Here is a 12,001-nt window from a genome sequence, read left to right on the forward strand (position 1 = left end):
TCACTCATTCACAGTCCCGCCCTTCAAAATCAGCACAAGGGATGTGTGATGTTCAGCCCTGCCGACCAAGCCTCTTTTATCCTTGATATCGAGGGGCTCAACCACGATCTGCAAGTCCTTGAGTTCACCGGCAAGGAAGCCATCAGCCAACCCTTCCGCTTTGATCTGAAACTGGTCAGCGAACGTCCCAGCCTCGATCTGGAAAGCCTTCTGCATCGCATGGCGTTCCTTGGCTTTGACCGCCAGGGCGCCGGTGTTCATGGTCAGGTTTACAGCGTCGGCCAGGGCGACGCAGGCAAGCGCCTGACCCAGTACCAGCTCTGCCTGATGCCCAGTCTTGCCTATCTGGGCCATCGTTTCGACCAGAAGATATTCCAGAAACTGAGCGTGCCGCAGATCATCGCCCAGGTACTGGAAAGCCACGGCATCCTCAGTACTGCCTATCGCTTTGCCCTCGGTACGGATTACCAGCCACGGGACTACTGCGTCCAATATGGCGAGAGCTGCCTGCATTTCCTGCAGCGCCTCTGCGAAGAAGAAGGCCTGCATTACCACTTCGAGCACAGCCGCGAGGGTCATGTAGTGGTGTTCGGGGATGACCAGACGGTGTTTCCCAGGCTCCAATGCCCCACCGCATACCTGCAAGACAGCGCAATGGTCGCCGATGAACCGGTGATCAAGGCCTTCACCCTCGCATTGGAGGCCCGACCCACGGCCGTGACCCGACGCGACTACGACTTCGAAAAGCCTTTGTTGCAACTTGAAAGCGGCGCGAAGGAACCTTCGCCGCTGCGACTCGAAGACTACGGCTTCCCCGGCCGTTTCACCGACCGCAAACTCGGCAACCACCTCGCTCGACGAGCACTTGAACGACACCGCAGCGATTATCGGCAAGCCACAGGACGCAGCGATCAGCCGATGCTGCTGACTGGTCATTTCCTGACGCTGACCGGCCACCCTCGCCAGCAATGGAATGATCTGTGGTTACTGACCGAAGTCATCCACACCGGCAAGCAACCGCAATCGCTCGAAGCATCGATCATAAGTGCGCCGAACGACGAACTGTCCCAAGGCTATCGCAACACCTTTCTCGCCACACCGTGGGACGCGCCTTTCAGACCCCAGCTTGCCCACCCTAAAGCCACGATCAACGGTTATCAGCATGCCGTCGTCTGTGGCCCGCCTGGCGAAGAAATCCATTGCGACGAATACGGCCGTGTTCGTGTCCAGTTTCCCTGGGACCGCGACGGCGCCCACAACGATCATTCCAGTTGCTGGGTGAGAGTCGCCAGCAACTGGGCTCACGACCGGTATGGCAGCGTGTTGATTCCCCGCGTCGGCATGGAGGTGGTCGTCGGTTTCTATCAGGGCGACCCGGACAAACCGCTAATCGTCGCCTGCTTGAGCAATGGCGCCAATCGTCCTGCGCTCGACCTCCCGGCCCAGAAAACCCGCAGCACCTTCAAGACTCAAACCAGCCCCGGCGGCAGAGGCTTCAATGAACTGCGCATAGAAGATCGCAAGGGCGCAGAGGAAATATCCATCCGTGCCCAGCGCGACTACCGGCAACACGTGCTGAACGACGAGCGGCTTCAAGTCGACAACCTACGCAGCGTCGTGGTCGCGGGTAACGCCCGTCATGAACAGCACGCCGAAGAGCGGCGCATCACCCACGGCGAGCGGCGCACGGAAATCAGGCAGGACGATCATCTGACGGTACAGGGCAGCCGCCACATTCGCGCCGCCAACCATCGGTTGAGCGCTCAGCATCAGGTCAACGTCAGTGCCTGCCAGAACATCGTCATCGATGGTGGCGCCAGCACCACGATTCAGGCCGGCGGCGTGTGGATCACGATCAATGCGGCCGGGATCTTCAGCAGCGTGCCCGTTGCGGTGGGCGGCGTGCCGAAGCCGATCATCGCGGCCACCCCGGTGATGCTCGATGCGAGCGAACCACCACGGCCGGAAGCCGTTTCAGCCGCATTACTCAAACGATTGCTCGGCGATGAAGCACTGGTTGAACTCTGCCAGATGCCTGCGGGGGGTACGCCCATGGACTGCCCGCTGAGTGATTGCCAATGCCGTAAAGCCCTGGGCTATGGAGACCGGACATGAATACCTGGATTCTGCTGGAGCGCCCGACGGCGCAACTGAAAACGCTGTATCGCCTGGCGACGCACCCCGACACTCATATGCTGTATGCCGGCACCTCATTAAACAGTTTCGCCGAGCAAGGTCCCATGCTCGTCAGACTGAGCAACCAACCGACCTTCAATCAGGCGATCGAGCAATCCCCGGCTGAATGGCCCGGTCTGCTGATCGAAAGTAACTTCGACACCCCCTCGATACTCGCGCATCTGCGGCAGATTCTGATCGTCAACTTCGACCAGCAACGTAAAGGCGTCCTGCGCTACAGCGACCCCACCGTCGCCAGCTATTTCTTTGCGGCCTGCCCGGCGCAAGACCTCGGCCGGTGGCTGGGGCCGATCAGCCGCCTGCGTTGGTTCGGTGGGACATGGGCCAGCAAAGCTTCCGGTGAAGCCGACTGGCAGCAACTGAACAACCCGCATGCGACCCGCTGGACCATTGAAAACACGCGTCGTGTCATGTCCCTGAGTGCCGCCCATGAAGAGGCCCTGACGCGCCTGGGTAATGAGCAATTTCTCCATGAATGGTGGCTGCGACACCCGCAGCATTCATTTGTGCAGGTCAATCAATTGATGGAGCAAGCGCTGGCCCAAGGCATCGACGACAGCAACGCCATCAGCGAATACCTGAGCACCCACTGCACGCAGGTCCAATCATGAAGCGCCTGGGAAGATTGTCCGCCGGCCCTTGCTGCGAGCCCGACAGGCTGATCGTCCAGGTGATCGGCACCGGCCATTCCAAAGACCAGCGCCTGGTACTCTTCGACCGGTCCGGCGTTGAACCGCTGCCGGCCCTGACCGATGAGGTGGATCGCGAAACGGAGCGTTTATTCAGCGTCCACTGCGAGCTGTTCGTGTGGAACTGGTACGCCCGGTACGAGCATCAGTTGTGGCTGGAAATTGCCACGACCCATGGGGCGCCCATTCGCCTGCCGTTGCTGGAGGACGTACGGATTACCCCGCGTCAACTGGACGCGCAGTGGAACCAGATCGTCCCCGTCGTGCCTTTCGTCGCGCTGCCCGGTACGCGCAGCCGTCACGACCTCGGCACGCCGGTCCTGTGCCGCAGCGGCTTTGTCTATGTGTTTTACCGCGGGCGCCTGTGGCGTGAACTGGAAGTGCGGCAGGACGGCGAATGCACGACTTACCACGACATTGACGTGCCGATGTTTCGCGAAGGCCAGGATCTGTGCGACGACTACCGCCTGGCCAGGGGTGTCGCACTCAGCGACATCTGGCTGCCCGCCACCTGGAACCGGCAACCGGTCGACGCGGTGCAGCTGTGTTTCAGCGAGATCCAGCTCAGTGCTGCCCGCGTCAAGCGCCTGGAGGAGGACCCGGTGTTACGCGCCCGGCGTTGCCAGAGCCCCGCGTTGCCGTGCGACAGTCAGACGTTCGAACGGCTTTTCGACCCGCAGCCCGATGGCCAGGCGATGCTCGAGGCTTTCGGTCGCTTCAATGCGTGGGATGCCCAGGCGTCCGACAGTGCGACGAAAGCCAGCGTCACCTGGCGCAACCTGGCCGAACGCGCCTTTCCGCTCAGCCTGATCGCCCCGCAACGGGCACGCCAGAGCGGGTTCGAATATGGGCTGGAGCATCCGGGACGTTACCTGTGCGACCTGTCCGGGCAATTTGCCGCGCAACGCAAATTCGAAGCCAGGCGCTGCCTGGCTCAGTGGGAGCAGGGCGCCACACCTGATGTGCCTGCCACTTTCGAAAGCAGCGCCTGGGCCGACTGCCTCTCCACGCTGTTGCAGCGCTTGCAAGGAAAGACCCCGCCAGACGATGAAGCGGATCTGTGGCAACCCCAGCCCACCGTCGTCGATGTGCTGGAGGCCGCCCGCCAACGGCGCGTGTGCGGCGTGCTGCTGGAGGACCCGCGCTACCGTTTGCGGCACCTGCTGTCGCAGATCCGCCAGCAACAGCAATTGCTGGCGCTGTATGCCGAGCGCGCCAGCCTTTATCCCCATCACGCCAGCGCGGTGATGGTCCAGCAACTGATCGTGCCGGCCACCCTCGGCGGCCAGAAGAACCCACTGCACGCCTGTTTCGACAAAGTGAAGGAGGCCGGGCGCCGCGACATCAACCGTTTCACCGCCAGCGCCGAGCGCGCCTTGATCTGGCAACAACTGAACATGGCGCAGGCGCTGCTGGCCGAGTGCCTGCAGCAACCGGTCACGCAGCAAACCCTGGCCGATCATTTGAGCCAGGACGGCTTTGACTACCTCGCCGCGCTGTTTGCCGTGAGCCAGACGTTCGCAGCCCTGGCCACGGTGCCCGCGCAACTCGATCCCCTGGCCAGCAACGGCGACGTCACCAACGCGCTGACCGGTGTGAGCCTCTACAGCCCACGGGCCAGCATCGGCCAGACCCTGCTCAACGACATCGCCCACGACCCGGCGCACCCGCTGCACCTGATGCTCTGGCCCGCCGTCGATGAAGCGGCGCTGGCCGCGCCCTATGTGCCACCCACCCAGACAACCCTCAACGAGGGCGATGGTCATTTACGCGCCGATGACCTCGCCACATTCGAAAGCCACCCGGGGCCCTATTACCCGCAGGTCGACCACCTCGACGGCCACTTGCTCAAAGACCTGCTGGCCAGCGGCAGCCTGAACAGCACCCTCACCGGCCAATCGAAAGCGGCCGCCGGCAGCCTGATCGGCATCTACGAAAACCTCGCGGGCGCTCTGGAAACCGCCAGCAGCGCGGTGAACAAACGGCCCGGGCTACACACCGGCCAGGCCATGCCCGCCAGCACCTATCTGCACGGCCTCGGCGTGGGGCTGTTGCGCAGCCTGATGCCCAAGACCTTTGGTGACGCGCACTTCATCCAGCGGCGTGACGCCGACCCGCAGCATTACTACGTTTTTGGCCTGACCGATGTGCCGTCCGGCGATCAGCGGCCACACCGGGTGATGGGTCAGTATCTGGATGCCCAGGGCCGACCGCTGAAGGCGCACGACGACGTACTCGACACCCCGTACGCCCTTCGCGAAACCCATCACACACTGCTGGCGATCCCGCTGAAGCATCCGACGGCGAACAATCTCAGCGTACTGAATCAGCGGATCAACGCGGTTTACAAAGCCGATGTGGAAGCGCGGGCGACGGGCGATGCGTACGTGAAAAGTCCGTTGCAGCGGGGCGTGGATGAGCATGTCGCGTCGGCTAACAGCCGGGTTCATCGCGTGCTGGGCTCGTTGCCGTTTGCGGCGGGGGTTTTGATGTTGGAGGTTTGGAATGTGAGGGTGGAGTGGCAGGCGGCGGAGCAAGTGAGGCGGGAAAAGGGGGTGTTTCGACTAGTTCTTTCAGCGGCCGGAGCTGGCCTTGATCTAGCTTTAGCGCTGGAGATGTTGACGGTAAAACTTGCCAGTACACAGTCTGTTTTAGCGGCTGGGCGAATAGTTCTATTCAATATGCCCGTTGAGGCTGCTAAGAAATTTTTCGGCCATTTAGCAGAACATCTAGCGAAGGAGTTCACCGGGCGCCTACTTGCGCAAATGGCCAGTGGCCTGATTTTTTCAGGTATATGCCTGACAGATGCCTGGTTTGCGTGGAAATGGGGCGACGATGCCAGCTGGGGCTATCTGATGATGGCTGCGGGCGGCGCCATCAGCGCTCTCAGTAATTTGGTTGTTAGCGGCATCACCTTTCTCGGTCTGGGCCCAGGTGGCTGGGCCGCGCTGATATTGATCGTGATCGGTGCCGGATTGGCCTGGTGGCTGAGCGACAAGCCCATCGAAGAATGGCTGGTCAATGGCCCGTTCGGCACGCAAGTTCATTCAGGTAATGCGCACCTGTTGGATCCGCAGCATGGTTTCTATTATCTGATCAGTTTGTTTGCCGACATTCGCATCAACATAGGCCCCAACCCTGAATTCGTCCCCAATGCCAAACTCGACTTCCGCGCCAGGACGCCTTTTCAGGTGATCTCGTCCAATACCTGCATTCGCATTGAAAGTAACTTGCCGGGCTTAATTGCAAACCTCGGCACCCTGAACATCAATGCCCACTGCCGGCTCAATACCTTCGAACTCAAGGGTGGCCGCCTCAAAAGTGAAACCGTGCCGTTCACCAAATTGATCGATAGCCGCCTCGTCCCACCCAATGCCCAACGCCTGCTACCGCAGGGTCTGGAACTGTTTTTCAAAACCCCAGCGAGCTATGCCTTCGACCCGGTCACAGGCTCATCCGGCATCGCCCATCAATGGCAAGTCCGGGCTCAGTGTGTACTGGAGCAAAACAATCACCGCTGGCACTTTCCTGCACCACCACCGAAGGATGAGACGCCGTTTGATGCCACTCATATAAAACCCAACTTCGGCAGCGAGGGTGAACTTTATTGGGCAGATGAGGTGACACATACATCACGAGGCACTAACAAATGACTCAGGAGTCGTATTACGCCAAGACCGCTTACGGGTTGACCGAGGTGCCCCAGCAAGAACGCTCTGCTGAGCGCTCATGGATCATGCGTTTTGCCAAGGCCAGATTGCCTTGGGGTGGTGCGAATGACTTAACACCTGCAAGTGCTCTCGAAAAATTCTCTCCCAAGAAGCTTCGCTTGCATGAAAAATTCAAAAAGGAGCGTGAAGAGCAAATAGCCGCAGGAACCCATATTTCGAGCCCATTCGAACATATCGATTTCCACATCAGGGACGATCATGAATGTTTTAGATATGCACTTCTTCCTGCAAGCTCCCATTTCTGGATGTATATGTTAAGCGGCGGACGTTTTTTATTTTTTTTATTTTGTATTATCAGTATTCCCGCCTACTTTTTAGGTGTATCAACAGGAAATGATCCTATTTGGGAGTCAACCAAAGTTATATTTATCCAAGTATTTTCTTGGCTTCTCGGCCTCCCGCTTCTCTGCTGGGCCATCGGTTCATTCGTCATCAAGCACTTCCCCAACCTCTGGATAAAACCCTCCCGAGGCCCCATCTGGGAACTCAATCGCCGTACCGGCCTGGTCACGGTATTCGACTACAAAAACAACGGTGAATACAAAAAGAACGGCACCATCGGTGAACTCACCGCGCCGTTCTACGAGTTTGATGCCTACATCGCCACGTCCCCGGACAGTCAGGGCATGCCGTTGAACGTGCTTTACCTCGCCCATCGCTACCGCAACATCATGATCAACTTCGGCGGGCTGCTATGCCCCGGCCCCGACTTCCAGCCGCCTTGCGCCCTGTGGGATTTCATCCAGAACTACATGAACGTCAGCCGCCCGTTGCCGGACCTGCCGCAATACGAAGAATACCGCCACCTCGACCCCACCACCGCCGAGTACGACCGCCTCACCGGCCGCAACCCGCGTTACTGGATCGACATGGCCGATGCGACGTTCAAGCAAATCGTCAGCGAAATGCACCAGCGCGTCGATGAAATCGATACGTTCGAGCGGCCGAACTTGATGGCGGGATACGTGACCTATGTCGACTGAGCGACAAAAAATATGCGTGTGCTGGGGGAGGGGCCCAACCCTCAATTTATCCCCGACGCCAAACATGACTTCCGCGCCAGGACACCTTTTACGCTGGCACTTTCCTGCACCACCACCGAGGGACGGGACGCCATTTGATGCCACTCATATAGAACCCGACTTCGGCAGTGAGGGTGAACTTTATTGGGCAGATGAAGTGACACAAACATCACGAGGCGCTAACAAATGACTCAGGAGTCGTATTACGCCAAGACGGCCTATGGGTCGACCGAGGTGCCCGAACAAGAGCCATCCAATGAACGACCATGGATCATGCGGCTTGCCAAGGTCAGACTGCCTTGGGGTAACCCCGATGAAGTAACGCCCGTTAGTTTTGTGGAGGATTACTCGCCACGAGACCTTCGAAATCAGGAGCAACTGAAGAGAGAGCGTGAAGAGAAAATAGCCAAAGGCACTTATACTCCGAGCCCATTCGAGCATATTGATTTTCATATGAGGGATAATCACGAAAGTTTTAGGTATGCACTCCTTCCTGCGAGCTCCCACTTTTGGATATACATGCAAGGAGTAGGGCGTTTTTCGTTCTTTCTGCTTTTTATTTTCAGTATCCCCGCTTACTTCGCAGTTGTTTCCATTGGGTATGAGCCTATTTGGGAATCAACGAAAACCTTGTTTATTCAACTATTTTCCTGGCTTCTCGGCCTCCCACTTCTCTCTTGGGCCATCGGCTCATTCGTCATCAAGCACTTCCCCAACCTCTGGATAAAACCCTCCCGAGGCCCCATCTGGGAACTCAATCGCCGCACCGGTCTGGTCACGGTCTTCGACTACAAAAACAACGGTGAATACAAAAAGAACGGCACCATCGGTGAACTCACCGCGCCGTTCTACGAGTTTGATGCCTACATCGCCACGTCCCCGGACAGTCAGGGCATGCCGTTGAACGTGCTTTACCTCGCCCATCGCTACCGCAACATCATGATCAACTTCGGCGGGCTGCTATGCCCCGGCCCCGACTTCCAGCCGCCTTGCGCCCTGTGGGATTTCATCCAGAACTACATGAACGTCAGCCGCCCGTTGCCGGACTTGCCGCAATACGAGGAATACCGCCACCTTGACCCCACCACCGCCGAATACGACCGCCTCACCGGCCGCAACCCGCGTTATTGGATCGACATGGACGATGCGACGTTCAAGCAAATCGTCAGCGAAATGCACCAGCGCGTCGAGGATATCGATACGTTCGAGCGGCCGAACTTGATGGCGGGATACGTCAACTATGTCGACTGAGCGACAAAAAGTATGCGTGTGTTGGGGGAAGGCCCCAACCCTCAACTCATCCCCAACGCCAAACATGACTTCCGCGCCAGGACGCCTTATACGCTGGCATTTTCCTGCGCCACCACCGAAGGATGGTACGCCATTTGTTGCCACCCATATAAAACCCGATTTCGGCAGTGAGGGTGCACTTTACTGGACAGATGAAGTTACACATACATCACGAGAAACTAACAAATGACCCAGGAATCGTATTACGCCAAGACGGCCTATGGGGCGACCGAAGTGCCCCAGCAAGAGCAATCAACTGAACGACCATGGATCATGCGTTTTGCCAAGGCCAGATTGCCGTGGGGTGGTGCGAATGACTTAACACCTGCAAGTGCTCTCGAAAAATTCTCTCCCAAGAAGCTTCGCTTGCATGAAAAATTCAAAAAGGAGCGTGAAGAGCAAATAGCCGCAGGAACCCATATTTCGAGCCCATTCGAACATATCGATTTCCACATCAGGGACGATCATGAATGTTTTAGATATGCACTTCTTCCTGCAAGCTCCCATTTCTGGATGTATATGTTAAGCGGCGGACGTTTTTTATTTTTTTTATTTTGTATTATCAGTATTCCCGCCTACTTTTTAGGTGTATCAACAGGAAATGATCCTATTTGGGAGTCAACCAAAGTTATATTTATCCAAGTATTTTCTTGGCTTCTCGGCCTCCCGCTTCTCTGCTGGGCCATCGGTTCATTCGTCATCAAGCACTTCCCCAACCTCTGGATAAAACCCTCCCGAGGCCCCATCTGGGAACTCAACCGCCGCACCGGCCTGGTCACGGTCTTCGACTACAAAAACAACGGTGAATACAAAAAGAACGGCACCATCGGTGAACTCACCGCGCCGTTCTACGAGTTTGACGCCTACATCGCCACGTCCCCGGACAGTCAGGGCATGCCGTTGAACGTGCTTTACCTTGCCCATCGTTACCGCAACATCATGATCAACTTCGGCGCGCTGCTGTGCCCCGGCCCCGACTTTCAACCGCCTTGCGCCCTGTGGGATTTCATCCAGAACTACATGGATGTCAGCCGCCCGTTGCCGGACCTGCCGCAATACGAAGAATACCGCCACCTCGACCCCACCACCGCCGAGTACGACCGCCTCACCGGCCGCAATCCGCGTTTCTGGATCGACATGGACGATGCGACGTTCAAGCAGATCGTCAGCGAAATGCATCAGCGCGTCGAGGATATCGATACGTTCGAGCGGCCGAACTTGATGGCGGGATACGTCAACTATGTCGATTGAGCGGGGGCGGTGCGCGGTTGGAGAGACGGCGCACCAATTGTGAACCTGCTACCCGTCCTTTGTAGCCAACGGTAGCGTTCGCCAATTGTTCCTTTCGTAACACGTTTTCCTGGTTTTTACGCATCCTTCTGATTCGGAACACTTTTCAGTCTCCCCAACATTCTCCGCGCAACCTGTGGCACACTTTCTGCTGTCTATTCCGTTGTTACATACCATGTTCCGGTATAGCGGAATAACCATCATCTGGAGTGCTTGCCATGCATCGCCGTCCTTCCTTGTTCAAAGCGTGTGTTTTTCTTTTCGCGGCCTCTGCTGCTGCCGTGGGCGTGGCCCAGGCAGCCGACAGCAAGCTCGATAGCGTTCTGGCCCGCGGCAAACTGATTGTGGGCACCGGCAGCACCAATGCGCCGTGGCACTTCCAGGGGGCGGATGGCAAGTTGCAGGGTTTCGATATTGATATCGGGCACATGATCGCCAAGGGCTTGTTCAACGACCCGAACAAGGTTGAGTACGTGGTGCAGTCGTCCGATGCGCGGATTCCTAACCTGCTGACCGACAAGGTCGACATCAGTTGCCAGTTCATCACCGTGACCGCCAGCCGTGCGCAGCAAGTGGCGTTCACCCTGCCGTACTACCGCGAAGGGGTTGGCCTGTTGTTGCCGGCGAACAGCAAGTACAAGGAAATCGATGACATGAAGGCCGCCGGTGACAGCCTCACAGTGGCCGTGCTGCAAAACGTCTATGCCGAAGAGTTGGTGCATCAGGCGTTGCCCAAGGCCAAGGTCGATCAGTACGACAGCGTGGACCTGATGTATCAGGCGGTGAACTCGGGCCGTGCCGACGCGGCAGCCACCGACCAGTCCTCGGTGAAATACCTGATGGTGCAAAACCCCGGTCGCTACCACAGCCCGGCCTACGCCTGGAGCCCGCAGACCTACGCTTGCGCGGTTAAACGCGGCGATCAGGACTGGCTGAACTTCGTCAACACCACGCTGCATGAAGCCATGACCGGCGTTGAGTTCCCAACCTACGCGGCTTCGTTCAAACAATGGTTCGGTGTCGACCTGCCTACCCCTGCCATCGGTTTCCCTGTCGAATTCAAATGATCCCGTGAGAGTGGGGCGCCGAAATGCGCCCCGCTCAAGGTACTGTCAACCATGAACTATCAGTTGAACTTTGCCGCCGTGTGGCGCGATTTCGACACCTTGCTGGCAGGGCTCGGCCTGGGCCTCGAGCTGGCGCTGGTGTCGATCGCCATCGGCTGCGTGATCGGCCTGATGATGGCGTTTGCTTTGCTGTCGAAGCACCGCGCATTGCGGGTGCTGGCATCGGTGTATGTGACGGTGATCCGCAACACGCCGATTCTGGTGTTGATTCTGTTGATCTACTTTGCCTTGCCGAGCCTCGGCATTCGGCTGGACAAGATTCCCTCGTTCATCATCACGCTGTCGCTGTACGCCGGGGCTTACCTCACCGAAGTGTTTCGTGGCGGGTTGCTGAGCATCCCCAAGGGCCAGCGTGAAGCGGGGTTGGCAATCGGCCTGGGCGAGTGGCAGGTCAAGGCTTACGTCACCGTGCCGGTGATGTTGCGCAATGTGCTGCCGGCCTTGTCGAACAACTTCATTTCGCTGTTCAAGGACACTTCGCTGGCCGCAGCCATTGCCGTGCCGGAGCTGACCTATTACGCGCGCAAGATCAATGTCGAGAGCTACCGGGTGATCGAAACCTGGCTGGTGACCACGGCGTTGTATGTCGCGGCCTGTTACCTCATTGCCATGCTGCTGCGTTACCTCGAGCAGCGTCTGGCGATCCGCCGCTAGGA

The 12,001-nt window shown here is 58.0% G+C and carries 8 protein-coding genes; all 8 read left to right on the forward strand.

What is annotated here, in order from left to right; translation table 11 throughout:
- Positions 1 to 48 precede the first annotated feature (48 nt).
- The 8 genes from ACX3YF_RS22405 to ACX3YF_RS22440 all read left to right on the forward strand — a co-directional run bounded on the left by ACX3YF_RS22405 (position 49) and on the right by ACX3YF_RS22440 (position 11,999).
- Positions 49 to 2,115, forward strand: a complete 2,067-nt coding sequence (locus ACX3YF_RS22405; protein ID WP_458974274.1) for a type VI secretion system Vgr family protein — start codon at positions 49 to 51, stop codon at positions 2,113 to 2,115.
- Positions 2,112 to 2,807: a DUF4123 domain-containing protein gene (locus ACX3YF_RS22410; protein ID WP_458974275.1), complete on the forward strand. Its 696-nt coding sequence runs from the start codon at positions 2,112 to 2,114 to the stop codon at positions 2,805 to 2,807. Before ACX3YF_RS22405 ends, ACX3YF_RS22410 begins: the two co-directional genes overlap by 4 nt.
- Entirely contained in the window at positions 2,804 to 6,538 is a 3,735-nt protein-coding gene (locus ACX3YF_RS22415; protein ID WP_458974276.1) for a hypothetical protein, read from the forward strand. Before ACX3YF_RS22410 ends, ACX3YF_RS22415 begins: the two co-directional genes overlap by 4 nt.
- On the forward strand, positions 6,535 to 7,599 hold the full coding sequence (locus ACX3YF_RS22420) for a hypothetical protein (RefSeq protein ID WP_458974277.1): 1,065 nt from the start codon (positions 6,535 to 6,537) through the stop codon (positions 7,597 to 7,599). Before ACX3YF_RS22415 ends, ACX3YF_RS22420 begins: the two co-directional genes overlap by 4 nt.
- 225 nt (positions 7,600 to 7,824) lie before the next feature.
- Entirely contained in the window at positions 7,825 to 8,889 is a 1,065-nt protein-coding gene (locus tag ACX3YF_RS22425) for a hypothetical protein (RefSeq protein WP_458974278.1), read from the forward strand.
- Between the two features lie 225 nt (positions 8,890 to 9,114).
- Entirely contained in the window at positions 9,115 to 10,179 is a 1,065-nt protein-coding gene (locus ACX3YF_RS22430; protein ID WP_458974279.1) for a hypothetical protein, read from the forward strand.
- Positions 10,180 to 10,436: 257 nt separating this feature from the next.
- A complete protein-coding gene (locus ACX3YF_RS22435; RefSeq protein ID WP_458974280.1) occupies positions 10,437 to 11,285 on the forward strand; it encodes a transporter substrate-binding domain-containing protein in 849 nt (282 codons plus the stop codon).
- A gap of 51 nt (positions 11,286 to 11,336) precedes the next feature.
- Complete coding sequence (locus ACX3YF_RS22440; protein WP_047529744.1) at positions 11,337 to 11,999, forward strand: amino acid ABC transporter permease; 663 nt, start codon at positions 11,337 to 11,339, stop codon at positions 11,997 to 11,999.
- Positions 12,000 to 12,001 lie beyond the last annotated feature (2 nt).

The sequence above is a fragment of the Pseudomonas fluorescens group sp. PF-69 genome, from assembly GCF_054481235.1.

Excerpts from the sequence above, each read along its gene's own strand:
- ACX3YF_RS22425 (WP_458974278.1), top strand. The coding sequence starts at position 7,825 with ATGACTCAGGAGTCGTATTACGCCAAGACGGCCTATGGGTCGACCGAG.
- ACX3YF_RS22420 (WP_458974277.1), top strand. The coding sequence starts at position 6,535 with ATGACTCAGGAGTCGTATTACGCCAAGACCGCTTACGGGTTGACCGAG.
- ACX3YF_RS22430 (WP_458974279.1), top strand. The coding sequence starts at position 9,115 with ATGACCCAGGAATCGTATTACGCCAAGACGGCCTATGGGGCGACCGAA.
- ACX3YF_RS22440 (WP_047529744.1), top strand. The coding sequence starts at position 11,337 with ATGAACTATCAGTTGAACTTTGCCGCCGTGTGGCGCGATTTCGACACC.
- ACX3YF_RS22435 (WP_458974280.1), top strand. The coding sequence starts at position 10,437 with ATGCATCGCCGTCCTTCCTTGTTCAAAGCGTGTGTTTTTCTTTTCGCG.
- ACX3YF_RS22410 (WP_458974275.1), top strand. The coding sequence starts at position 2,112 with ATGAATACCTGGATTCTGCTGGAGCGCCCGACGGCGCAACTGAAAACG.
- ACX3YF_RS22415 (WP_458974276.1), top strand. The coding sequence starts at position 2,804 with ATGAAGCGCCTGGGAAGATTGTCCGCCGGCCCTTGCTGCGAGCCCGAC.
- ACX3YF_RS22405 (WP_458974274.1), top strand. The coding sequence starts at position 49 with ATGTTCAGCCCTGCCGACCAAGCCTCTTTTATCCTTGATATCGAGGGG.